Raw genomic sequence first — 23,505 nt, forward strand, 5'->3', positions numbered from 1 at the left:
TGCGGCCGGCCACGGGGCCGGCCGCACGGCCGATCGTCCGGAAGGAGGGACGTCGATGAGCACGAAGGACTTCGTCGAGAAGGACTACTACAAGGTTCTCGGCGTCCCCAAGGACGCCACCGACGCCGAGGTCAAGAAGGCGTACCGGAAGCTCGCCCGCGAGTACCACCCGGACGCCAACAAGGGTGACGCCAAGGCCGAGGGGCGCTTCAAGGAGATCTCCGAGGCGAACGACGTCCTCGGTGACCCCAAGAAGCGCAAGGAGTACGACGAGGCACGCGCCCTCTTCGGCAGCGGCGGCTTCCGTCCGGGTCCCGGTGGACCCGGCGGTGCGGGCGGCAACTTCAACTTCGACCTGGGCGACCTCTTCGGGGGTGCCCCGGGCGGTGGCCAGACCACCGGCGCCGGCGGTTTCGGCGGAGGTGGCGGCGGCGGCCTGGGCGATGTCTTCGGCGGACTGTTCAACCGCGGGGGTACGGGCACCCGTGTCCAGCCGCGCCGCGGCCAGGACATCGAGTCCGAGGTGACGCTCAGCTTCACCGAGGCGGTCGACGGGGCCACGGTCCCGCTGCGGATGTCCAGCCAGGCACCCTGCAAGGCGTGTTCGGGCACCGGCGACAAGAACGGCACCCCGAGGGTCTGCCCGACCTGCGTCGGCACCGGCCAGGTGTCGCGCGGCACCGGCGGCGGGTTCTCGCTGACCGATCCCTGCGTGGACTGCAAGGGCCGGGGCCTCATCGCCCAGGACCCCTGCGAGGTCTGCAAGGGCAGCGGCCGGGCGAAGTCCTCGCGGACCATGCAGGTGAGGATTCCGGCGGGCGTCTCCGACGGCCAGCGCATCCGGCTGCGTGGCAAGGGCAGTCCGGGCGAGCGCGGCGGCCCGGCCGGCGACCTCTACGTCGTCGTCCACGTCGACGCCCACCCGGTCTTCGGCCGCAAGGGCGACAACCTCACCGTCACCGTGCCCGTCACCTTCCCGGAGGCGGCACTCGGCGGCGAGGTGAAGGTGCCCACGCTCGGCGGGCCCCCGGTCACCCTGAAGCTCCCGGCCGGCACGCCCAACGGACGTACGATGCGGGCCCGGGGCAAGGGCGCCGTACGCAAGGACGGCACCCGTGGCGACCTTCTGGTCACCGTGGAGGTGTCCGTGCCCACCGGCCTCGGCACGGATGCTCAGGACGCGCTGGAGGCCTATCGGAAGTCGACCGCGGGGGAGGACCCGCGGGCGGAGCTGTTCCAGGCTGCGAAGGGAGCTTGAGATGGACGGCCGGCGACGCAATCCGTACCAGCTGACCGACGAATCACCGGTCTACGTGATCTCGATCGCGGCCCAGCTCTCGGGCCTGCACCCGCAGACACTGCGCCAGTACGACCGGCTCGGCCTGGTCTCGCCGGACCGCACGGCCGGACGAGGCCGTCGCTACTCGGCACGGGACATCGAACTGCTGCGCACCGTCCAGCAGTTGTCGCAGGACGAGGGAATCAACCTCGCGGGCATCAAGCGCATCATCGAGCTGGAGAACCAGGTCGCCGCGCTCCAGCAGCGCGTCGCCGAGCTCTCGGCGGCGGTGGACGGCGCGGCCGTGGCCATGCAGCAGCGCGAGGCCCAGGTGCACGCCTCCTACCGGCGTGACCTCGTGCCGTACCAGGACGTGCAGCAGGCCGGTGCCCTGGTCGTCTGGCGGCCCAAGAGGCCGAAGGACTGAGCGGCCAGAAGAGCTGAGCTGTCCGAGCGGCAGAGGAGCTGAGCTGTCCGAGCGGCAGAAGAGCTGAGGGGCCGGCAAGGGGTCCGTCGCGGAGTCTCATGACTCCGGGGCGGACCCCTCCCTCATGACCGGGGTGGCGTCCACGATGCCGGACCGTGTGATCAGGACGCCGAGATGAGTACGGCTGGTGGCGCCGAGGGCCTGCATGAGCTTGGCGATGTGGGAGCGGCAGGTGCGGACGCTGATGCCCAGCTTGCGGGCGACCACGTCGTCGACGTGGCCCTCGCCCAGGAGCCGGGCGATGCTCTGCTGGACGGCCGTGACCGGGGCGCCCGGGGTGGGCGCGGGCAGCTGCTGCGCGAACGGCGTGGCCTGCGCCCAGAGGACCTCGTAGACCTGGATGAGATAGGCGACCAGGGCGGGATGGCGTATGCGCAGGGCGGTCCTGCGGTCGGGCGCCGCAGGGATGAACGCGACGGTCCGGTCGAAGATGATCAGCCGTTCCACGGTCTGCTCGGTGGTGCGTACCCGCAGGTCCTCGGGGGAGAACTGCCCCAGGTAGTCCCTGACGGTGCTGCTGTAGCGCGCCGGGTGCTGGTAGATGTGCCGCAGCCGGGCCCCGCGCCCGATGGCGGTCCTGGCGTTGGTGATCCCCCGCGGCATCCCGTTCCGGGGGCGGTCGCTGCCCGGCTGGGCGGTGAGGACCTCATGGGTGACCGCGGCGCTCCCCTCGTACAGCGCCGCTTCGATCACCTCCTGCCCCTCCAGCACCGTGATCGCCAGATCGGGGTCGGCGCTGGCGACGGAGGCGAGGGGCGTGAGCGAACGGCTGAGGGCGGCGGCCAGCTGTACACGCTCGTCCAGTTCACGGGTGAGCGGCTGGAGGAGATGCGCCAGGGCGGCGGACGGGGGGACGGGGAGCATCCAGGCCGTGTCGCCCGGCTCGGGCTGGACCAGGCCCATGTCGATGAGGCAGGGAGCGGTGGCGAGACTGCTGCGGGGGACGCGTCCGGCGACGACCGCTTCCTCGTAGAGGCGCAGGCCGGGCGCGCAGAGCTCTCTCGGTCCGTGCGAATGCACCGGGTTTGCCTCATCGATAGTGATTTGACGACCCCCCACTTCGTGCACTGCAACAAGATGACCGTGGCGCGGACGCGGCTGTGGCGAGAGGCTTCGGGTGGCGCACGGTCAGGACTCCTCGTCCAGGATCCCGGCCCGCGCGATCAGATAGCCGAGCTGGGCGCGGCTCGTGCTGCCGAGGGTGGCCGACAGCTTCGCGACGTGGGCCCGGCAGGTGCGGACGTTCATGCCGAGACGGCGGGCGATCGAGTCGTCCACGTGCCCTTCGACGAGGAGTTGCGCTATGGAACGCTGAACACCGCTGATTCCCTTGGTGGGCGGGTCGTACCCGACCTCTCCGAGCAGGGGGGACGCTCGGCTCCACAGCTGCTCGAAGACTTTCACCAGGTAGTTGACGAGCCCGGGGTGGCGGAGTTCGAGGGCGACCTGGTCGTCGTTCTGGGCAGGTATGAAGGCCACGGTCCGGTCGAAGACGAGGAGGCGCTCTATGAGCTCCTCCAGGGTGCGGATCTCCACCTTGTCGTTGGCCAGGCGCGCCGCGTAGGCGAGTGTGCCCTGGCTGTGCCGGACGGTGTGCTGGTAGAGCGTGCGCATGCTGACGCCCCGGTCGACCACCGTCAGGGCGCGTTCCAGGCCCTCGCTGAGGCGGTCCTCGCCGCGGTCTCCGCCCGGCTGGACGGTGAGCACCTCCGTACGGCATTCCGCGGTGGCGAGATCGAGCGCGGCGTTGATCCGGTGGCCGCCCTCCAGCACCGTGATGGCGTGGGTGGTCGGCGGGTCCTGGGCGCTGATGTCCATGAACAGCTCGAAGGACTCGGCCAGCTCCACGGAGCGCCGTCGGCGCTCCTTGATCTCCCGCTCGATGGGGTGCAGACGCTGGGCCAGCGCGGCGGACGGCGGGACGGGCCTGAGCCAGGTCGTGTCGTCCGGATCGGGGTGCAGGAGCGCGAAGTCCATGAGACAGGGGGCGGGGCCGACCTCCGCGCGCGAAATGCGTCCGGAACGAAGGGCGCTGGCGTAAAGACGTTTCCCCTCGTCGCAGAGCTCGGTGACCCCGTGAGGATGTGTCCCGGTTGTCTCGCTTGTGGTCATATCTACACCCCCCAGGTTCCTGAACATGCAGGAACATGATGCATCGTCCTGGTGGCGTTGTGTGGCCCGGGTGAGACATCGTCGTGGATGCGGGGGAGAGGAATCCACAAGTGAGGACGAAGCCGACTATGGATAAGCGAAAGCTTCGCTCAGTGCTTGCCGCCGCTTTTGTCGCGGCCCTGGGCTTCGGCGTAGCGGGCGGCCTGGCCGGCAGCGCATCCGGGCCCGGTGAGATCAGCTGGTCGGAGCAGGCAGCGGCGGGGCCGGGGGAGATCAGCTGGTCCGTGGAAGCGGCGGCCGCCGCTCCCGGTGAGATCAGCTGGGGCACACCCGCGTCCGCTCCTGGTGAGATCAGCTGGAGCACACCCGCTTCCGCTCCCGGTGAGATCAGCTGGGTGGCACCCGCGTCCGCGTCCGCGTCGGGAGAGATCAGCTGGTCCGTGCAGGCGGCGGCGGTTCCCGACGAGATCAGCTGGGGCATCCCCGTGTCCGCCCCCGGCGAGATCAGCTGGAGTGCGCCGGCAGGCGTAGCAGCCGCATGACCACCCCACCGGACGACCGCACCTTCCGGCGGGAGATGGCCACGGCATACCGCTCAGGGTGGCATTTCATCGATCTGCTCACGGCGCTCACCCGCCAGGGCGATTCGTTGATGGTCTCCCTGTTCGGAGAGCCGATTGTCGTCGTGATGGAAACGGATGACGATATCCGTGCCTATCGCTGTCTTCGCCGGCCTCGCGGGGCGCCGCAACCGGTTCGATGTGCCGTGAGGTACGGCATGATTTTCGTGAATCTCGATCAGCGTGACCACGAGCTTTTCGACCAAGAAGCCATTTCAGCCACCCCCCGCAGTGCCTGAACGATTCCCCCGTCGTTCATATCGTTCCGGCACTCCCCCACACAACGGCGCCATCGTGACCTGAACACGATGGCGCCGTTGTGCTGCCCGGAATCGGGGAAGGCGCGCGCATTACTCAGCGCTTTTCGGCGCTCCTTCCGCCGGCTTTCCGGACCCCTTTCCGGACCCCTTTCCGGAGCCCGTGTTCCCGAGAGCCCTGTCGACGGCGATCTCGATGACGGCGCGCTCGGGGTTGGGGCGCGGGGTGCGCCCGTAGCGCTCCGCGTAGCGCCGTTCCGCGTCCTGGACCTCGTCGGGATCCGTACGGACCACCGCACGGCCCTCCAGGGTCGCCCAGCGGCGCCCCTCCATCTGGCAGACCGCGACTCGCGCACCCTCGGGGGCCGCCGCCAGGACGTGGGCCGCCTTTCTGGTGTTCCGCCCGGTGATGATGCGGGCGATCCGCGTCTCCGGGTCGTACGTCACGCCCACGGGCACCACGTGCGGTGTGCCGTCGGGGCGGAGTGTGGTCAGGGTGCACACATGGCGTTCCCGCCAGAAGGCCAGGTACTCGGGGTCCGGGTTGCGTACGTCAGGCATGGGGTCAGCCTAGAGAGAGTGCGTACGGGTGACCCCGGGAGGCCCCGGGTCGGCTTTGAATGCCACCTTGAGTGGAATAGACTCAACTTTGTACCCGTTGTGCGAGTCAAAGTTCTGTGAAGCACCAGCACGAGGAGGAGACAGCGCCCGTGGACGCCGAGCTGACCAACAAGAGCCGGGATGCCCTCAACGCGGCCACCAGCAGGGCCGTCAAGGACGGGCACCCCGATCTGACCCCCGGACACCTGCTGCTCGCGCTGCTCTCGGGCGAGGACAACGCGAACATCACCGACCTGCTGGCCGCCGTCGAGGCCGATCAGGTGGCCGTGCGCGAGGAGACCGAGCGGCTCCTGGGCTCGCTGCCCAGCGTGACCGGGTCGACCGTCGCCCCGCCGCAGCCCAGCCGCGATCTGCTCGCCGTGATCGCCGATGCCGACCAGCGGGCCAAGGAGCTGGGCGACGACTATCTCTCCACCGAGCACCTGCTGATCGCCATCGCGGCGAAGGGCGGCCGCGCCGGTGAGATCCTCGACGGGCAGGGAGCCGGCGCGAAGAAGCTGCTGGCCGCATTCGAGAAGAGCAGGGGAGGGCGCCGGGTGACCACTCCCGACCCCGAAGGCCAGTACAAGGCGCTGGAGAAGTTCGGCACCGACTTCACGGCAGCCGCCCGTGAGGGCAAGCTCGATCCGGTCATCGGCCGTGACCAGGAGATCCGCCGTGTCGTGCAGGTGCTGTCGCGCCGCACGAAGAACAACCCCGTGCTCATCGGCGAGCCGGGCGTCGGCAAGACGGCCGTCGTCGAGGGGCTCGCCCAGCGCATCGTCAAGGGGGACGTCCCCGAGTCGCTGCGGAACAAGCGGCTCGTCTCCCTGGACCTCGGGGCGATGGTCGCGGGTGCCAAGTACCGCGGTGAGTTCGAGGAACGCCTCAAGACCGTCCTCTCCGAGATCAAGGAGAGCGACGGGCAGGTCATCACCTTCATCGACGAGCTGCACACCGTCGTCGGCGCGGGCGCGGGCGGTGACTCGGCGATGGACGCGGGCAACATGCTCAAGCCGATGCTCGCCCGCGGTGAGCTCCGCATGGTCGGCGCCACCACGCTGGACGAGTACCGGGAGCGCATCGAGAAGGACCCCGCCCTGGAGCGCCGCTTCCAGCAGGTCATGGTCGCCGAGCCGTCCGTCGAGGACACCATCGCGATCCTGCGTGGCCTCAAGGGCCGCTACGAGGCGCACCACAAGGTGCAGATCGCGGACTCCTCGCTGGTGGCCGCCGCGACGCTGTCGGACCGCTACATCACCTCCAGGTTCCTCCCCGACAAGGCCATCGACCTCGTCGACGAGGCGGCCTCCAGGCTCCGCATGGAGATCGACTCGTCGCCCGTGGAGATCGACGAGCTCCAGCGGTCCGTCGACCGGCTGCACATGGAGGAGCTGGCGCTCAAGAACGAGAGCGACGAGGGCTCCAAGCAGCGCCTGGAGAAGATCCGCCGCGACCTCGCCGACAAGGAGGAGGAGCTGCGCGGTCTCACCGCACGCTGGGAGAAGGAGAAGCAGGGCCTGAACCGCGTCGGTGAGCTCAAGGAGCGCCTCGACGAGCTGCGCGGCCAGGCCGAGCGCGCCCAGCGCGACGGCGACTTCGACACCGCCTCCAAGCTGCTGTACGGGGAGATCCCCAACCTGGAGCGGGAGCTGGCCGAGGCGGACGAGGCCGAGCAGGAGGCCGCCCAGGACAAGGACACCATGGTCAAGGAGGAGGTCGGCCCGGACGACATCGCCGATGTCGTCGGCGCCTGGACCGGCATTCCGGCCGGACGCCTCCTGGAGGGCGAGACCCAGAAGCTGCTGCGGATGGAGTCCGAGCTGGGCAGGCGGCTGATCGGCCAGACCGAGGCCGTGCGGTCCGTGTCCGACGCCGTACGCCGTACCCGCGCGGGCATCGCCGACCCCGACCGGCCCACCGGCTCGTTCCTCTTCCTCGGCCCGACCGGGGTCGGCAAGACGGAGCTGGCGAAGGCGCTCGCGGACTTCCTGTTCGACGACGAGCGGGCCATGATCCGCATCGACATGAGCGAGTACAGCGAGAAGCACAGCGTCGCCAGGCTCGTCGGTGCCCCGCCCGGCTACGTCGGCTACGAGGAGGGCGGCCAGCTCACGGAGGCGGTCCGCCGGCGCCCGTACAGCGTCGTGCTGCTGGACGAGGTCGAGAAGGCCCACCCCGAGGTCTTCGACATCCTGCTCCAGGTGCTCGACGACGGGCGGCTCACCGACGGGCAGGGCAGGACGGTGGACTTCCGCAACACCATCCTGATCCTCACGTCGAACCTGGGCAGCCAGTTCCTGGTCGATCCGCTGATCGAGCCCGAGGTGAAGAAGGAGCGGGTCCTGGAGGTCGTACGGGCCTCGTTCAAGCCAGAGTTCCTCAACCGGCTCGACGATCTGGTCGTCTTCTCCGCCCTGTCCGGCGACGAGCTGGCCCATATCGCGGGGCTCCAGGTGGAGCGTCTCGCCGGCCGGCTGGCCGACCGGCGGATCCACCTGGACGTCACTCCGGACGCCCTGGCCTGGCTGGCCGAGGAGGGCAACGACCCGGCGTACGGCGCCCGGCCGCTGCGCCGGCTCATCCAGACCGCGATCGGCGACCGGCTCGCGAAGGAGATCCTCGCGGGCGAGGTCAAGGACGGTGACACGGTCCGGGTGGACCGGGCCGGTGAGGGCCTGATCGTGGGCACCGCGGCGGCGGCCAAGACCCTGTAGGCGGTGCACCGTGTCCCCGGCGGCGGACCTCGGGTCCGGGCCGGGGACACAGGTGTGTACGGCTCCGTGCGGCTCCGTGCGTATTGATGTGTTGTTTTGTGTGCACCCGACACGCACCTTCGGGGGAACCGGCCCACGAATTTGAGCCGAAGATCTCCATTCCGTGGCCGAATGGGGGATGCGTCACGGGCAGGTTTGCTCTTTGTGTCGAGTCGATACATATCCGTGTCCTCGGTCCGAACGGGAGCATCTGCCGTTCGAGTGGTCGTGTTCCGCGCAATATCGGGACACTCCGGGCCCTTTTCTATTGAGGCGGGGGTGTCCGGTTCGAATTAGGAAAACGGTAGAGTGCGCGCATGACGGACCGGATACCTGGCGAGGCGAGTGCGGCGCCGAATGATCGCAAAAGTGACAGTCTTATTCGCCTGAGCGAATTCCGTACGCTGTGGGCGGCTTTTGCTCAGTCGGTACTGGGCGATCAGCTGGCCCGTGTCGCGCTGTCGCTGCTGGTGTTCGAACGCACCGAGTCGGCCGGCTGGACCGCCGCGACGTACGCCCTGACGACGTTGCCCGCCCTGCTGTCCGGGGTGCTCCTGTCCGGTCTCGCCGACCGTTTCCCCCGGCGCACGGTCATGATCGGCTGCGACCTGGTGCGCGCCGTCCTCGTCGGGCTGATGGCCCTGCCGGGTACGCCCCTGCCGGTGCTGGCCGGGCTGCTGGTGCTGGCACAGCTCGCCGAGTCGCCGTTCGGGGCGTCGCAGGGTGCCCTGATGCCCGCAGTGCTGGGAGAGCGCCTGTACGAGCGTGGGCAGCGGGTCATGCTGATCACCCATCAGGCCGGACAGCTGGTCGGCTTCGCCGCCGGAGGGGTGCTCGTCGTATGGCTCGGCAGCCATCTCTCCCTCGGGCTGAACGCGGCGACGTTCCTGATCTCCGCGGTCCTGATCAGGCTGGGCGTGAAGGCGCGGCCGGTGGACGAGACCCCCGACGCACGGCCGAAGCGGGTGCACACCCAGGTGGGCAAGGCCGCGGCCCTGATCTGGTCGGACCCCCGGCTGCGGTCACTGATAGCGCTCGGCTGGCTCGCGGGCTTCATCATGCTGCCGGAGGGCCTGGCAGCCCCCTTCGCCGAGGAGGCCGACGGCAGCGCGGCGGCGGTGGGGCTCCTGCTCGCCGCGCATCCCGCCGGAATGGTCCTCGGCGCGGCGCTCCTGGGCCGTGCGGGCTTCCCCGCCGAGCGGCGCCGCCGGCTGCTCGGGCCGCTCGCGGTGGGCGCGAATCTGCCGCTGGTCGTCTACTGGGCGGGCCCCGGAGTCGGGGTGGCCCTGGCGGTCCTGCTGGTGTCGGGGATCTTCTCCGCGTACCAGATCACCGCGGGGGCGACCTTCGTGCTGCTCACCCCGGCCGACCAGCGCGGTCAGGCGCTGGGACTGGCCAGGTCGGGGCTGACCGCCATGCAGGGGATCGGCGTCGCGGCGGGCGGTCTCGCGGCGGAGCTGTCCGGGTCATCGGCGCAGACCATCGGAGGGGCGGGACTCATCGGTACGGTGTGCGCCGTGGTGGTCGCGGTTTCCTGGTCGCGGGCCCGGGGAACGAGCGCGGGGACGATTCCCCTGAGCGCATAGGACCACCGGCCGCCATGGCGGCTAGGGTCGAAGCCAGGAAACCACGTGCGATCCACAGGAGTACCCAGCGATGTCTATCGACCCGACCTCTATCCCTAACTTCGGGGGCAAGCCCGAACCGCAGACGTCAGGTCCCGAGGGCCCCGTGGTCCCCGACCAGGACCTCGTCAAGCAGCTGCTCGAGCAGATGGAGCTGAAGTTCGTCGTCGACGACGAGGGCGACCTCGCCGCGCCGTGGGAAGACTTCCGGACGTACTTCATGTTCCGCGGCGAGGAGGAGCAGCAGGTCTTCTCGGTCCGGACCTTCTACGACCGCCCCCACGCGCTGGACCAGCGGCCCGTGCTGCTCGACGCGATCGACGACTGGAACCGCCGCACCCTGTGGCCCAAGGTCTACACGCACGCCCACGAGGGCGAGGAGGGCGCCGCGTCCTCCGTGCGGCTCGTCGGTGAGGCGCAGATGCTCATCGGCACCGGCGTCAGCCTGGAGCACTTCGTCTCCTCGACGGTCAGCTGGGTGCGCGCCTCGATCGAGTTCGACAAGTGGCTCGTGGAGCGCCTGGGCCTGGAGCCCGACACGAAGAGCGCCGAGGGCGACGCGGAGCAGGCCCCGGAGGCCTGATCCGGCGCAGCGACGACAGGAGGCCCGGGACGGGCGAGGCCGGTACGGCCTGTGCCCCGTCCCGGGCCTCTTCTCGTGGGGCTCCGGCCGCCCGTTCCCGTCGGTCGCAGGTCGCCCGTTTCGTCGGTCTCAGGCCGTCCGGAGGCTCCTCAGCCGGGTGACCGCCTCGGTGAGCACGTCGGTCCGTTTGCAGAAGGTGAAGCGCACGAAGGGCGCGCCCTGCTCGCGGTGGTCGTAGAAGACCGCGTTCGGCACGGCGACGACCCCGCAGCGCCCGGGGAGCGCCCGGCAGAAGGCGAAGCCGTCGCTCCCGGCGCCGAGCGGGCGGATGTCGGTGGTGACGAAGTAGGTACCGGCGGGCTTGTAGACGTCGAAGCCGGCCTCGGTGAGGCCGGCGCTCAGCAGGTCACGCTTGGCCCGCAGGTCCGTGCGCAGGTCGTCGAAATAGCTGGCGGGCAGCCGCAGGGCCTCGGCGATGGCGTACTGGAAGGGACCGCCGGAGACGTACGTCAGGAACTGCTTGGCGGAGCGGACCGCGGTGACCAGCTCGGGGCTCGCGGTGATCCAGCCGATCTTCCAGCCCGTCAGTGAGAACGTCTTGCCCCCGCTGCTGATGCTGACCGTGCGCTCCCGCATGCCGGGGAAGGACGCGAGGGGGATGTGCTCGCCCTCGAAGACGAGATGCTCGTAGACCTCGTCGGTGACGACCAGGAGGTCCCGCTCGCAGGCGAGTTCGGCGATGGCCGCCAGCTCGTCACGGGTGAGGACGGTGCCGGTCGGGTTGTGCGGGGTGTTGAGAAGGATCAGGCGCGTGCGGGGTGTGACGGCCGCGCGCAGCTCGTCGAGGTCGAGCCGGTAGGCACCCTCGTGGGGCCGGAGCGTGACGGGGACGCGGGTACCGCCGGCCATGGCGATACAGGCGGCGTACGAGTCGTAGTACGGCTCCAGGGCGATGACCTCGTCGCCGGGCTCCAGGAGGGCCAGCAGGGATGCGGCGATGGCTTCCGTGGCCCCGGTGGTGACCAGGACCTCGGCGTCGGGGTCGTACTCGAGGCCGTAGTGCCGCAGCTGGTGCTCCGCGACCGCGGAGCGCAGCTCCGGGACGCCGGGGCCCGGTGGGTACTGGTTGCCGTGGCCGGCGCGCAGGGCGCGGACCGCGGCCTCGCGGACCGCCTCGGGCCCGTCGGTGTCGGGGAACCCCTGGCCGAGATTGATCGATCCGGTCCGTACGGCAAGCGCCGACATCTCCGCGAAGATCGTCGTGCCGAACTCGGTGAGGCGGCGGTTGAGCAGCGGTCGTCCCTGTGTCATGGGCGCCATCCTGTGCCGAAGCTCCGGAGTTGCTCAAGTCTGCTTCGGCCGCGGCGAGGCGCGGGCATCCAGCGGTCAGCCGAGAAGCGGGCCCATCCGTCCCGTGCGAGGGGCGGGACGGATGTGGCCGAGGGGCCCGGCGGGGGTGAACTCCCGCTAGGTCCCTTTTGGTTGGAGGCCGGGAACAGGTGAACCGTCCTGCCCCCTGAGGGATGGAAACCACGGCAAGTTGGGTAAAAACACTGTGAGCGCGACGTACTTCGTGATTGCATCGTTGTAGAGAACATTCAGCCTCCGGCACCCAGTTGGGCGGACCCCGACCGGGCCGGATCGGGCTCCCCTCCCCCACGTGCGCCGCACGGGGGTGCCTCCTGTCCACGTGTCCCTGTGCTTTATGCGGAGCCGATCCATGCTCACGACCCTCCAGACCTCCTATTCCGATACCCGAGCCGCCGATCTGGCATGGACGCTGGGCCGGGAGCCGCTGCCCGCCCTTGCTGTACTCGACCTCGAACTGACCGGCGCCAAGGTGCAGTTGAGGCTGCTCGGTGCCTCTCACCAGGTCCTGCTGGAGGAGGAGCGCCGTACGTGCTCCGAGACCGTCGCCTGCCTGCCGGGCAGCAGCACGCCGCTGCCGCTGGGCGTCGCCGAGAGCCTGGGTGACTGGGACTACGAATTCGCGGCGCGCGTCGAGACGCTCTCGGAGGGCTCGTTCGCGGGGCGTGCGCAGGAGCTGCTCGCACTGGTGGCCGACCATCCGCATGGGCTGGCCGGCACCTTCCCCGGCAATCCCTACGCCTTCACCGCGATGCTCGCGCAGCGGACGGAGGGCCAGGTGCGCTGGCGGACCTGGCACGCGTATCCGCAGGAGGGGCAGCTGGTGGTGACCCGGTCGCGGGTGGGTGCGCGGGTACCGGCGGCGGTGGGCTGAGCGGGGGTCGCCCGGCGTGTGTCCTGAAGGCGTCCGGTGTGCGTCACTTACACCCGTGTGGGTGACAAACAGCAACCGTCTCGTCACGTAGCGTTCATTTCATGATCGACCAGCAGATTGCGCTGCGAGGGGGCGCGGCGCGGCTTCCCGTACGGCCGAGGACAGGCCGGTTTCTCGTGCTGGCCGTGGTCTTCATCTGCGCCGCGTGCGGCCTGGTGTACGAGCTGGAACTGGTCGCGCTGGCCTCGTACCTGATCGGTGATTCGGTCACGCAGGCCTCGGTCGTGCTGTCCGTGATGGTGTTCGCGATGGGCATCGGGTCGCTTCTCGCGAAACGTTTGCGCAGTCGCGCCGCCGTGGGGTTCGGGCTGATCGAGGCCGCGCTCGCGCTCGTCGGAGGCACGTCGGCGGTCATCCTGTACGCCTCCTTCGCCTGGCTCGGGGAGTCGCGTTACACGCTGGTCGGCTTCTCGCTGACGATCGGGATCCTGATCGGTGCGGAGATCCCACTGCTGATGACCATGATCCAGCGGGTCGACCGGCAGGACGCGGGCGGCGCGGTCGCGGATCTCTTCGCCGCCGACTACGTGGGCGCGCTGGTCGGCGGGCTGGCCTTCCCGTTCCTGCTGCTGCCGGTGCTGGGCCAGCTGACCGGCGCGCTGTTCACCGGCGCGGTCAACGCGGCGGCGGGCCTCGCGCTGGTGCTGTGGGTGTTCCGGCGCGACCTGAGCTCGCGGTCACGCCGTCTGCTGATCCTGGTCAACGCCCTGGTGATCGCGCTGCTGGCCACGACCTCCGTCCTCGTCGACGACTTCGAGCGGGCGGCGCGGCGTGCGGTGTACGGGAGCGAGGTGAGGGTCGCCGTGCAGAGCGATGTGCAGGAGATCGTCCTCACCGGGCCGGGGCGCGGCTCCCTCGACCTCTATCTGGACGGCCGGCTCCGGGTCAGTTCCCGCGATGAGCACCGCTACCACGAGGCGCTCGTGCACCCCGCGATGAAGGGGGACCACCGGCGGGTGCTGATCCTGGGCGGCGGCGACGGGCTGGCCGCCCGTGAGGTGCTGCGCTATCCGGACGTCACGTCCGTCGCGGTGGTCGAGCTCGATCCGGCCGTCACCCGGTTGGCCCGTACGGACCCGGCGCTCTCCGGGCTGAACGGGCACGCGTACGACGATCCCCGGCTCACGGCCGTCACCGGGGACGCCTTCACCTGGCTGCGGAACGCGCGCGCCCGCTACGACGTGGTGATCTCGGACCTTCCCGACCCGGGGATCACGGCGAGCACGAAGCTCTACGCGACCGAGTTCTACGGCCTGGTCGCAGGCGCACTGGAGCCGGGCGGCCGGCTGGTGGTGCACGCGGGGCCGCCGGGGAGCAGACCGACGACGTTCTGGACGGTGGAGGCGTCGATACGGGCGGGTGGCCTCGCGACCCTGCCGTACCGCGTCGACGGGCGCCTCACCGGGTTCGCGGCGGGTCCTGACCGGGCCGCGGCGGACGGGGAGGAAGCGCCCCAGGACTGGGGATTCGTGCTGGCGGCCCGGGAGGAGCCGGGCGGGCTCGGCCTGGACCCGGGGGCACCCGCCCCGCGGACGCTGGGGGAGCGGGAGCTGCTGGCGGGCCGGCGCTCGGTGGAGCGGCTGCGGCAGCACGGGGTGCTGCCGTCGACACTGATCCACCCTCGGTACTGGGAGGAGCCCTGACCGGGGAGGGTGGCTGCGGTCGGGGCGCTGCGGTCCGGGGCCGCGCCGGCCCGGGTCCGGTCGGGCGGCGGTCGGGCGGCGTACGGGGTGGAAGCGCTGACGGGAGGGCCGGGGCTGAGTAGGCTCGGTCGGTATGGAGCATGAGGTGTTCGTTCCGGTTCCGCTTCCGGCCCTGCGGCGGACGCTGGGTGATCCCGCCCGCGTCGCGCGCTGCGTGCCAGGACTTCAGCAGGATGCCGATGCGTCGGCGGGGCCGCTGGTGGGCCGGCTGAAATTCCGGGCCGACGGCCACACGATCACGTACCGCGGGGCGCTGACGCTGAAGCCCTCGGACACGGGTGACTCCTTCTCCGTGACCGGGAAGGGGACGGAGGCCCGGGGCACGGGCTCGGCGGAGCTGGCGCTGACCGTCGGCCTCACGGAGACGGACGGTGGCACGACGATCGGATTCACCGGCACGGCGAGCGGTGAAGGCCGCATCGTGGACCTGGACCCGTCCGCGGCGCTGACCGCGGCCCGGCGATTGCTGGACCGCTTCACACAGCAGCTGGTCACGGAGTCCCTGGCGACGCGGGAGAGCGGGAGCGGGGCGGAGCCCGAGACGTCGGAGCCCGAGACATCGGAGCCCGATGTGGCAGAGGCCGATGCGGCGGAGCCCGACACGTCAGAGCCTGACGTGCGGGCGCCCGAGCCCGATGCGGGTCCGGCTTCCGCCGACAAGGATTCCGTGTTCGACGCGCCCGTGCCGCCGCCGTCCCTCGACCCGGCCACGGAGCTGGAGTTCACCGTGCCGGACGAGCCGCCCGCCGAGGCCGCGCACGCCCGCCGCACCATGATCGGCCGCAGTACGGAGGAAGTCGACCACGCCCCGCCGCGCGGCAGGTACGCCCCCGTCCCGTCCCCCGAAGCGGGCGCCGCGGGCATCGCACTGCGCTGGGCGGCCCCGGCGGCCGCGCTGGCGATCGCCTCGGCCGTGGTGGTGGGCAGGGCGCTGCGGCGCAGGCGGCCGTAACCAGGTGTCCCGCGCCAGTAGTGTCGGGGTGTGAGCAGAGTTGTGAAAAACGCCAGGCTGACGGCCGGCGACGTCGAACTGACCGTTGACCCCGTGAACGGCTGCCGGATCAGCAGCCTGCGGATCGGGGGCACCGAGCTGCTGCGCCAGGGCGAGCGGTACGGCTGCTTCCCCATGGTGCCGTGGTGCGGCCGCACCGAGAACGGCCTGTTCCGCAATGGCGGCGAGCCGCACCAATTGCCCCTGAACTCCCCACCGCACGCCATCCACGGCACCGGCCGCGACACCTCCTGGCAGCAGGCCCGGCAGGGCGATGCGGAAGCGGCCTTCTTCTACGATCTGGCCGACCCATGGCCGTACGAGGGCCGGGTCACGCAGTCCTTCGAGCTCACCGAGGAGTCGCTGACGCTGACCCTCGGCATCGAGACGTACGGCAACTCCTTCCCGGCGCAGGGCGGGTGGCACCCCTGGTTCCGGCGGAACCTCGGTGGCCAGGACGTGCGGATCGACTTCGACGCGGCCTGGCAGGAGGAGCGCGGCGACAACCATCTGCCGACCGGCCGCCGGACCGACCCCCGGCCCGGCCCCTGGGACGACTGCTTCGGGATGCCCGACGGCGTCGATGTGAAGCTGACCTGGCCCGAGCAGCTGGAGCTGACGGTCACGAGCCGGGACGAGTGGGTGGTGATCTACGACGAGCAGGCGGAGGCGGTCTGTGTGGAGCCGCAGTCCGGGCCGCCGAACGGGCTCAACACGGCCCCCCGGCTGGTCACCCCGATCGAGCCCCTGGAGATCACATCGACCTGGAGCTGGGCACGGCTCTGACCGTCCGTGTCAGCCTTTACCCTCATTGACATGACTGACGTACGCGCTGAGCTGCTCCAGCAGATCAAGGACAAGGCCGTGGTACACGGCAGGGTGACCCTCTCCTCGGGTCTGGAAGCCGACTGGTACATCGACCTGCGCCGGATCACGCTGGACGGCAAGGCCGCGCCGATGGTGGGGCAGGTGATGCTCGACGCCACCGCCGAGCTCGACTACGACTGTGTCGGCGGCCTGACGCTGGGCGCCGACCCGGTGGCCACGTCGATGCTGCACGCCTCGGCCGCGCGCGGGAAGAGCCTGGACGCGTTCGTCGTCCGCAAGGCCCAGAAGGCGCACGGGATGCAGCGCCGCATCGAGGGCACGGACGTCAAGGGCCGTCGCTGCCTCGTCGTCGAGGACACCTCGACGACCGGCGGTTCGCCGCTGACGGCGGTCGAGGCGGTGCGCGAGGCCGGCGGCGAGGTCGTCGCCGTCGCCGTGATCGTGGAGCGGGGTGCCGCCCCGGCGATCGCCGAGGCTGGTCTGCCGTATGTCCACAGCTACTCCGTAGCGGACCTCGACCTGGCCTGACCTGGTGCTTCCTCGGGGCGCTCCCCGTTTCACGTGAAACGGGGAGCGGCTGGTCGATGGGCAGCGTGGAGCCGAAGCGAGAGTCTGGGAAGATAAGGGCGACGATGACGTCGCCCCCAGGTCAGGGACCAAGCACTGCACACCCGCACATCCCAAGGAGCGGACAGATGCCCATCGCAACCCCCGAGGTCTACGCCGAGATGCTCGACCGGGCGAAGGCAGGCAAGTTCGCCTACCCGGCCATCAACGTGACGTCGACCCAGACCCTGCACGCTGCACTGCGCGGTTTCGCGGAGGCGGAGAGCGACGGCATCGTCCAGATCTCCACCGGTGGTGCCGAATTCCTGGGCGGCCAGTACAACAAGGACATGGTGACGGGCGCTGTCGCCCTGGCCGAGTTCGCGCACATCGTCGCCGCCAAGTACGACGTCACGGTCGCGCTGCACACCGACCACTGCCCCAAGGACAAGCTGGACGGTTATGTACGTCCGCTGCTCGACGTGTCCGCGGAGCGTGTGGCCAAGGGCCTGAACCCGCTGTTCCAGTCCCACATGTGGGACGGCTCGGCCGAGACCCTCGCCGACAACCTGGCCATCGGCCAGGAGCTGCTGGCGAAGGCCGCCGCCGCCAAGATCATCCTCGAGGTCGAGATCACTCCGACCGGTGGCGAGGAGGACGGCGTCACGCACGAGATCAACGACGAGCTGTACACGACCGTCGACGACGCGCTGCGTACGGCCGAGGCGCTCGGCCTGGGCGAGAAGGGTCGCTACCTGCTGGCGGCGTCCTTCGGCAATGTGCACGGCGTCTACAAGCCGGGCAACGTCGTCCTGCGTCCGGAGCTCCTCAAGGACCTCCAGCAGGGTGTGGCCGCGAAGTACGGCAAGCCGGCCGGCAGCCAGCCGTTCGACTTCGTCTTCCACGGTGGGTCCGGCTCCACGGCGGAGGAGATCGCCACCGCGCTGGAGAACGGCGTCGTGAAGATGAACCTCGACACCGACACGCAGTACGCCTTCACCCGGCCGATCGTGGACCACGTGTTCCGTAACTACGACGGTGTGCTGAAGGTCGACGGCGAGGTCGGCAACAAGAAGGTCTACGACCCGCGCAGCTGGGGCAAGTCCGCGGAGGGTGGCATGGCCAAGCGGGTCACTGAGGCCTGTGGGAATCTGCGGTCCGCGGGTACGCGGCTGAAGTAGGCGGGGGGTTCGCGTCGCGGACCTCCTCGCCGGCGAGCGGGTCCGGTTCTCCTTTCCGGGGGGCCGGGCCCGTTTGTGTGTCCGCGTCCGGGGTGCGGGTTGGGTCGGGGGCTGGGGCCGCTGCGCGGGGCTTGTCCCCTACCCGCCCCTTCCCGAAACCGGGGCTCCGCCCCGGACCCCGCTCCTCAAGCGCCGGAGGGGCTGAGATTCGCCTCGGCCTCGGGCCTCGGGCCTCGCTCCTCAAGCGCCGGAGGGGCTGAGATTCCCTTGTGCGCGGATGGCCGGGGCGGGGGATTGCGGTGATGCTGCTCCTATGACTGACGTGGACCAGATCCGGGTTGCCTCGCCCGTGGGGCGCTGGGTCCTTCTGACGACCGTGCTCGGGTCCAGCATGGCCCTGCTCGACTCCACGGTCATCAACGTGGCCCTTCCCCGCATCGGCCAGGACCTCGGCACCGATCTGGCCGCCCTGCAGTGGACCGTCAACGCCTACATGCTCACCCTGGCGGGACTGATCCTGCTCGGGGGTGCGCTCGGGGACAGGTTCGGGCGGCGGCGGGTGTTCGTCGTGGGGGTGATCTGGTTCGCAGTCGCCTCGCTGCTGTGCGGGATCGCGCCGAGCGCGGGCGTGCTGGTCGCATCGCGCGCGTTGCAGGGGGTCGGGGGTGCGCTGCTCACCCCCGGTTCGCTGGCGATCATCCAGGCGAGCTTCCACCCCGACGACCGGGCCCGTGCCGTGGGGCTCTGGTCCGGGCTCGGCGGGGTCGGGGCGGCCGTCGGGCCGTTCCTCGGAGGGTGGCTGGTGGACGGTCCTGGCTGGCGGTGGGTGTTCCTGCTCAATCTGCCGCTCGCCGCCGTCTGCGTGCCCGTGGCCCTGCGCCATGTGCCGGAGTCCCGGGACCCGGAGGCCCACGGTCGGTTCGACGTGCTCGGTGCCGCTCTCGCCGCGCTCGCGCTCGCCCTGGTCACCTACGCGCTGATCGAGGTACCCGAGCAGGGCGCGTCCGTCATGGTGATCGGCGCGGCACTCGGCGGTGTGGTTCTCGGGGCGGCCTTCGTCACGGTGGAGAGACGGCGGGCCGATCCCATGGTGCCGCCGTCGGTCTTCGCCTCGCGGCAGTTCACGGCCGTCAACATCGTCACGTTCTGTGTGTACGCGGCCCTCGGCGGGTTCTTCTTCCTGACCGCGATCCAGCTCCAGGTGGTCGCGGGATTCTCGGCGCTCGGCGCGGGCACCGCGCTCCTGCCCACGACGGTGCTGATGCTGCTCTTCTCCGCGTCCGCGGGCGACCTCGGGCGGCGTATCGGGCCGCGGATCCCGCTCACCGTCGGGCCGCTGGTGGCGGCCACCGGGATGCTCCTGATGCTGCGGGTCGGCTCGGGCGCCTCCTACCTGTGGGACGTCCTGCCGGCCGTGCTGGTGCTGGGCCTCGGCATGGTCACCCTTGTGGCGCCCCTCACCGCGACCGTCCTGGCCGCCGTGGACACCGGCAGGGCCGGGCTCGCCAGTGGCATCAACAACGCGGCCGCACGGGCCGCCGGACTGATCGCCGTGGCCGCGCTCCCGCTGCTGGCCGGGATGGGCCCTGAGGCCTACCGGGACGCGGGGGAGTTCGCCTCGACGTTCCGGCGGGCCATGCCGATGTGCGCCGGTCTGCTGGTGGCGGGTTCGGTGATCGCCTGGTGGGCCGTACGGGGCACTCCCGCGGCCCGTACGGAGCAGGAGCCCGAGCCACGGCCCGCGTGCTCGACGCACTGCGGGGTCTCGGCCCCGCCCTTGGAGCCGGAACCCCCGCCCAGGCACACTTGAACCATGTCCATCCACGAGAACCTGCTCGGGGGCCCCGCCCCGACCCACCTGCCCGACGATCCGGGACCGCGCGAACTGCTCGCGAGCGGCACGGCGCCCGCCGATGTCGCGGCGAAGTACCCCACGTCCTCGCTGGCCTGGGCGCAGCTCGCCGACGCGGCGTACGAGGGCGGCCGGGTCGTCGAGTCGTACGCGTACGCCCGCACCGGCTACCACCGCGGCCTCGACGCCCTGCGCCGCGCCGGCTGGAAGGGCCACGGCCCCGTCCCGTTCGAGCACGAGCCGAACCGCGGTTTCCTGCGCGCCCTGCACGCTCTCGCGCGCGCCGCGGAGGCGATCGGTGAGCAGGAGGAGTACGAGCGCTGCTCGTCGTTCCTGCGCGACTCCTCGCAGACCGCCGCCGACATCCTGGGCTGAGACGGACCCCGCCCTCCGGGCCCCGCGGGCAGTCGCCCGCGGGGCCCGATGTGTGCGGTCGGTCTGACGACCTGGTGCACGACAGCGAGCGGGCTCGGACGCCCTGCGACTCCGCCTCCGGCGTTGTCGCGCACCAGGTCGTAAGATGCCGGGCAGGGGACCGGAGCTCCACCACCTCAGAGGAAGGGGCGGACCGCTACCCGGAAGCTCGTGTCGAGGAGACAGAAATGTCGACGATTCACCCCGACCCCGAAGCCACCGGTGCGGACAACCCGCACCTGGACTTCGCGGGAACGACTCCGTACGAGGACTACGTCCAGGCGGATGTCCTGACCCACCTCCAGCACCTTCGCTCGGACGATCCCGGCGAGATGGTCTTCCTGGTCACCACCCAGGTCATGGAGCTGTGGTTCACCGTCATCGTCCACGAGTGGGAGACGGCGGCGCACGCTCTGCGCGAGGACCGTGTCCCGGTCGCCCGTGACGCCCTGAAGCGTTCGCTGCGGGAGCTGGAGGCGCTGAACGCCTCCTGGAGGCCGCTCGCCGGCCTCACCCCCGCCCAGTTCAACTCCTACCGCGGCTCCCTCGGCGAGGGGTCCGGCTTCCAGTCGGCGATGTACCGCCGGATGGAATTCCTGCTCGGTGACAAGTCCGCATCCATGCTCGTGCCGCACAAGGGCGCGCCCCGGGTGCACGCCGAGCTGGAGAAGGCGCTCACCGAGCCCGGCCTGTACGACGAGACGCTCGCCCTGCTCGCCAGGCGCGGGTACGCCGTGCCGCCGTCGGTGCTGGAGCGGGACCTCTCGCAGAAGTACGAGCCGTCCCCCGCGGTCGAGGCCGTCTGGGCGGAGATCTACGCCGACCCGGACCAGAACTCCGAGCTCGTACGCCTCGGCGAGGTGCTCACCGATGTCGGCGAGCTGGTGTGGCGCTGGCGCAACGACCATCTGACCGCCACCCGGCGGGCGATGGGTTCCAAGACCGGCACCGGCGGATCGGCCGGGGTCGCCTGGCTGGAGAAGCGGGCCACCAAGAGTGTGTTCCCCGAGCTGTGGACGGCGCGTAGCCATGTCTGACCTCAGCAGGGAGCGTGCCGACGTGGCCGACCTCAAGCAGCGTGCCGACGCGTCCGGCCTGAAGGAGCGTGCCGGCGCGCTCGACACCGCCGATGGACTCGCCGCCCTGCGCGAGCTGTTCACCCTCGACGACACCGTCTACCTCGACGGGAACTCGCTGGGCGCGCTGCCCCGCCACGTCCCCGCCCGCATGCAGGACGTCATCGCCCGCGAGTGGGGCGCGCTGCGCATCCGCTCCTGGGACGAGAGCGGCTGGTGGACCGCGCCCGAGCGGATCGGCGACCGGATCGCCCCGCTGGTCGGGTCGGCCGCGGGACAGATCGTGGTGGGCGACTCCACCAGCGTGAACGTCTTCAAGGCGGTCGTCGCCGCGACCCGTCTCGCGGGCGACGGGCGGGACGAGATCCTCGTCGACGCGACGACCTTCCCCACCGACGGGTACATCGCCGCTTCGGCGGCCCGGATGACCGGTCACCGTGTCGTCCCGGTGACGCCGGCCGATGTGCCGGCCGCGCTCGGGCCCCGTACGGCGGCCGTTCTCCTGAACCACGTCGACTACCGCACCGGCAGGCTCCACGACCTGCCCGGGCTCACCGCCGCCGCCCACGAGACGGGCGCCCTCGCCGTGTGGGACCTGTGCCACAGCGCGGGCGCCCTGCCCGTGGGTCTCGACGCGCACGCTGTCGACCTGGCCGTCGGCTGCACGTACAAGTACCTGAACGGCGGCCCCGGTTCGCCTGCCTACCTGTACGTCGCCGAACGCCATCAGGAGGCCTTCGACTCGCCCCTGCCCGGGTGGACCTCGCACGCGGACCCGTTCGCGATGGCCCCCGGATACGCCCCCGCCGACGGTTCCGTACGCGGCCGGGTCGGCACCCCGGACATCCTGTCCATGCTGGCACTCGAGGCATCGCTGGACGTCTGGCAGGGCGTGTCCGTGGACGCCGTGCGGGCCAAGTCGCTGGCGCTGACGGACTTCTTCCTGGAGTGCGTGGCCGCCTATGTGCCCGAGGGCAGGGTCACGTCGCTCACCCCGGCCGCCCACGCGGAGCGCGGCAGCCAGGTCTCGCTGCGGTGCGAGAACGCGGACGAGACGGAACAGGTGATGGGCGCGCTCATCGGGCGGGGCGTGGTCGGCGATCTGCGGCGCCCTGACATCCTGCGCTTCGGTTTCACCCCGCTGTACGTCGGTTTCGCCGACGCGGAACGGGCGGCGCGGGTCCTCGCCGAAACGCTGGCGGGCTGAACGTGACGCCGTCGTACGGGTCCACGCTCCGGGCCCGTACGGCGGCGGTCCGTCGTACTGGTACCGTCCCCGCAGGTCGGTCCAGTTGGGCACGGGCCCAGGACGGTTGGAGCAGCATGTCGGATTCTGCCGCGCGTGATCGCGACGCAGCCGAGACCGGGTCGGCGTTCGCCCATCCGGTGGTCGCCCCCGACGGGTCCGCGGCCTACGGGAGCCACCCCGACCAGGTGATCGACTTCTTCGCGCCCCGGGACGGCCGCTCCGGGGTGCCGCTCGTGGTCCTGCTGCACGGCGGGGCCTGGCGGGCGCCGTACGACCGGCAGCATGTGTCGCCGTTCGCGGACTTCCTCGCACGGCGCGGCTTCGCCGTGGCCAGCGTCGAATACCGGCGCGGCGGAGAGATCCCGCAGCAGGGCACGGCCGGCCCGGTCGCGGGCCGCTGGCCCGAGACCTTCGACGACGTGGCCGCCGCCATGGACGCCCTGCCGGGGCTTGTCGCCCGGGAGTTGCCTGCGGCGGACCCGCGCAAGACCGTGGTCACCGGGCACTCGGCGGGTGGGCAGCTCGCCCTGTGGGCGGCCGCACGGCACGTGCTCCCGGAGGGGTCGCCGTGGCGGCTGCCCGCCGCACCGCCGCTGCGCGGGGTGGTCGCGCTGGCACCGATCGGGGACTTCGCGAGCGCGGTGGAGCTGGACGTCTGCTCCGGTGCGCTGCGCCAACTCCTGGGCGGCTCCGCGAATTTCGAGGCCCGGAGCGCACACGTCGATCCGGCGCTGCTGCTGCCGACGGGGATCGCGACGGCCGTCGTCCAGGGGGTGGACGACCTCACCGTGCCGGAAGCAGTCACGGAGGCGTTCGTGGACGCCGCGGCGAAGGCGGGGGAGACGGTGGGGCTGACACTGCTCGACGGAGTCGGCCACTTCCCGCTGATCGACCCGTCGGCGGACGCCTGTGCCGTGGTGGCCGAGGAGATCGCCCAGCTGGCCTGGTAGTACTTGCGACGGACGGCCAAGGATCCCTATCACTGCTGACGACCGGGCCCGGGGCCGCGCCTACCGTGTAAGCGTGACCGAGACAAAGACGAGA

Annotated in this window: 21 protein-coding genes and 1 pseudogene; 18 read left to right on the forward strand and 4 right to left on the reverse strand. The window is 70.9% G+C overall.

Annotated elements, in window-relative coordinates:
* The first annotated feature begins 55 nt into the window (after positions 1-55).
* Both dnaJ and AB0C75_RS30330 read left to right on the forward strand, forming a co-directional pair.
* Entirely contained in the window at positions 56-1,258 is a 1,203-nt protein-coding gene (gene dnaJ / locus AB0C75_RS30325) for a molecular chaperone DnaJ (RefSeq protein ID WP_362894947.1), read from the forward strand.
* Between the two features lies 1 nt (position 1,259).
* Positions 1,260-1,706, forward strand: a complete 447-nt coding sequence (locus AB0C75_RS30330) for a helix-turn-helix domain-containing protein (RefSeq protein ID WP_033296623.1) — start codon at positions 1,260-1,262, stop codon at positions 1,704-1,706.
* A 96-nt stretch (positions 1,707-1,802) separates the two neighbouring features.
* On the opposite strand, the gene AB0C75_RS30335 is transcribed toward AB0C75_RS30330, so the two are convergent.
* Positions 1,803-2,810 carry a LuxR C-terminal-related transcriptional regulator gene (locus AB0C75_RS30335; protein ID WP_362895019.1) on the reverse strand — a complete coding sequence of 336 codons (1,008 nt, stop codon included), beginning with the start codon at positions 2,808-2,810 and terminating at the stop codon, positions 1,803-1,805.
* 84 nt (positions 2,811-2,894) lie between these two features.
* Positions 2,895-3,905: a helix-turn-helix transcriptional regulator gene (locus AB0C75_RS30340; protein WP_362894948.1), complete on the reverse strand. Its 1,011-nt coding sequence runs from the start codon at positions 3,903-3,905 to the stop codon at positions 2,895-2,897.
* 101 nt (positions 3,906-4,006) lie between these two features.
* On the opposite strand from AB0C75_RS30340, the gene AB0C75_RS30345 reads away from it, so the two are divergent.
* Both AB0C75_RS30345 and AB0C75_RS30350 read left to right on the forward strand, forming a co-directional pair.
* The gene (locus tag AB0C75_RS30345) at positions 4,007-4,420 is read left to right on the forward strand and encodes a hypothetical protein (RefSeq protein ID WP_362894949.1); all 414 of its coding nucleotides are present in this window, start codon (positions 4,007-4,009) and stop codon (positions 4,418-4,420) included.
* Positions 4,417-4,737, forward strand: a complete 321-nt coding sequence (locus tag AB0C75_RS30350) for a (2Fe-2S)-binding protein (protein WP_362894950.1) — start codon at positions 4,417-4,419, stop codon at positions 4,735-4,737. Before AB0C75_RS30345 ends, AB0C75_RS30350 begins: the two co-directional genes overlap by 4 nt.
* Before the next feature lie 186 nt (positions 4,738-4,923).
* On the opposite strand, the pseudogene AB0C75_RS30355 reads toward AB0C75_RS30350, so the two are convergent.
* A pseudogene (locus AB0C75_RS30355) lies at positions 4,924-5,316 on the reverse strand (TIGR03618 family F420-dependent PPOX class oxidoreductase); the annotation flags it as partial.
* Between the two features lie 149 nt (positions 5,317-5,465).
* On the opposite strand from AB0C75_RS30355, the gene clpB reads away from it, so the two are divergent.
* From clpB to AB0C75_RS30370, 3 genes are all read left to right on the forward strand, one after another.
* Positions 5,466-8,072, forward strand: coding sequence for an ATP-dependent chaperone ClpB (clpB, locus tag AB0C75_RS30360; protein WP_362895020.1), 2,607 nt, complete (start codon positions 5,466-5,468; stop codon positions 8,070-8,072).
* A 356-nt stretch (positions 8,073-8,428) separates the two neighbouring features.
* Complete coding sequence (locus AB0C75_RS30365) at positions 8,429-9,697, forward strand: MFS transporter (RefSeq protein ID WP_362894951.1); 1,269 nt, start codon at positions 8,429-8,431, stop codon at positions 9,695-9,697.
* A 70-nt stretch (positions 9,698-9,767) separates the two neighbouring features.
* Positions 9,768-10,319 (forward strand): YbjN domain-containing protein, encoded by a 552-nt coding sequence (locus AB0C75_RS30370; RefSeq protein WP_362894952.1) that lies wholly within the window; start codon positions 9,768-9,770, stop codon positions 10,317-10,319.
* Positions 10,320-10,448: 129 nt separating this feature from the next.
* Here the strand turns inward: AB0C75_RS30370 and AB0C75_RS30375 are convergent, their stop codons facing one another.
* Entirely contained in the window at positions 10,449-11,630 is a 1,182-nt protein-coding gene (locus tag AB0C75_RS30375; RefSeq protein ID WP_362894953.1) for a pyridoxal phosphate-dependent aminotransferase, read from the reverse strand.
* Positions 11,631-12,039: 409 nt separating this feature from the next.
* On the opposite strand from AB0C75_RS30375, the gene AB0C75_RS30380 reads away from it, so the two are divergent.
* The 11 genes from AB0C75_RS30380 (at position 12,040) to AB0C75_RS30430 (ending at position 23,411) form a co-directional block, all read left to right on the forward strand.
* Complete coding sequence (locus AB0C75_RS30380) at positions 12,040-12,561, forward strand: DUF2617 family protein (protein WP_362894954.1); 522 nt, start codon at positions 12,040-12,042, stop codon at positions 12,559-12,561.
* A 101-nt stretch (positions 12,562-12,662) separates the two neighbouring features.
* Positions 12,663-14,264, forward strand: a complete 1,602-nt coding sequence (locus tag AB0C75_RS30385; protein ID WP_362894955.1) for a polyamine aminopropyltransferase — start codon at positions 12,663-12,665, stop codon at positions 14,262-14,264.
* 133 nt (positions 14,265-14,397) lie between these two features.
* Positions 14,398-15,276, forward strand: a complete 879-nt coding sequence (locus tag AB0C75_RS30390; protein ID WP_362894956.1) for an SRPBCC domain-containing protein — start codon at positions 14,398-14,400, stop codon at positions 15,274-15,276.
* A gap of 30 nt (positions 15,277-15,306) precedes the next feature.
* On the forward strand, positions 15,307-16,101 hold the full coding sequence (locus tag AB0C75_RS30395) for an aldose 1-epimerase (RefSeq protein WP_362894957.1): 795 nt from the start codon (positions 15,307-15,309) through the stop codon (positions 16,099-16,101).
* 30 nt (positions 16,102-16,131) lie between these two features.
* Positions 16,132-16,671, forward strand: a complete 540-nt coding sequence (gene pyrE, locus AB0C75_RS30400) for an orotate phosphoribosyltransferase (protein ID WP_362894958.1) — start codon at positions 16,132-16,134, stop codon at positions 16,669-16,671.
* A 167-nt stretch (positions 16,672-16,838) separates the two neighbouring features.
* Positions 16,839-17,870, forward strand: coding sequence for a class II fructose-bisphosphate aldolase (gene fbaA / locus AB0C75_RS30405; protein WP_362894959.1), 1,032 nt, complete (start codon positions 16,839-16,841; stop codon positions 17,868-17,870).
* 313 nt (positions 17,871-18,183) lie between these two features.
* The gene (locus tag AB0C75_RS30410; protein ID WP_362894960.1) at positions 18,184-19,680 is read left to right on the forward strand and encodes an MFS transporter; all 1,497 of its coding nucleotides are present in this window, start codon (positions 18,184-18,186) and stop codon (positions 19,678-19,680) included.
* 3 nt (positions 19,681-19,683) lie between these two features.
* Complete coding sequence (locus AB0C75_RS30415; protein ID WP_362894961.1) at positions 19,684-20,097, forward strand: DUF3151 domain-containing protein; 414 nt, start codon at positions 19,684-19,686, stop codon at positions 20,095-20,097.
* 227 nt (positions 20,098-20,324) lie between these two features.
* Positions 20,325-21,173, forward strand: a complete 849-nt coding sequence (locus AB0C75_RS30420; protein ID WP_362894962.1) for a tryptophan 2,3-dioxygenase family protein — start codon at positions 20,325-20,327, stop codon at positions 21,171-21,173.
* The gene (kynU, locus tag AB0C75_RS30425) at positions 21,166-22,419 is read left to right on the forward strand and encodes a kynureninase (protein WP_362894963.1); all 1,254 of its coding nucleotides are present in this window, start codon (positions 21,166-21,168) and stop codon (positions 22,417-22,419) included. Before AB0C75_RS30420 ends, kynU begins: the two co-directional genes overlap by 8 nt.
* Before the next feature lie 116 nt (positions 22,420-22,535).
* Entirely contained in the window at positions 22,536-23,411 is an 876-nt protein-coding gene (locus tag AB0C75_RS30430) for an alpha/beta hydrolase (protein WP_362894964.1), read from the forward strand.
* The last annotated feature ends 94 nt before the right edge of the window (positions 23,412-23,505 follow it).

Source organism: Streptomyces sp. NPDC048565, assembly GCF_040650935.1.
Taxonomy (GTDB): domain Bacteria; phylum Actinomycetota; class Actinomycetes; order Streptomycetales; family Streptomycetaceae; genus Streptomyces.